The sequence below is a fragment of the Limnospira sp. PMC 289.06 genome (genome assembly GCF_032350395.1).
GTDB classification, from domain to species: domain Bacteria; phylum Cyanobacteriota; class Cyanobacteriia; order Cyanobacteriales; family Microcoleaceae; genus Limnospira; species Limnospira platensis.
Genome location: NZ_JARPLC010000609.1, coordinates 1 through 226, shown reverse-complemented (window position 1 = coordinate 226; position 226 = coordinate 1). Strand labels below are relative to the sequence as shown.

Here is a 226-nt window from a genome sequence, read left to right as displayed (position 1 = left end):
GACAACTGTTCGGGGTCAATTCCCAACTCTCGCAATTTAGCCGCTAGTTGGTCTTTTTGTTGTCGTTCGATTTCTAATTGATTTTGAGTAGTGATTAACTCATTTTGAACACTTCCTAACTGTCGTTGAGCTTCCGTAGCTGATTCTTCGGGAGTGGGTACTAAAACACCCTCAGGACTAAAAAAGCGGAGTTGACGATTTTCTATCCCTAAGAATAGTTGCAGTT

At 41.6% G+C, this 226-nt stretch carries 1 pseudogene; it reads right to left on the bottom strand.

Features of this window, described 5'->3' with window-relative positions:
- Positions 1 to 226 (bottom strand): annotated as a pseudogene (locus tag P5674_RS26425) (Uma2 family endonuclease); the annotation flags it as partial.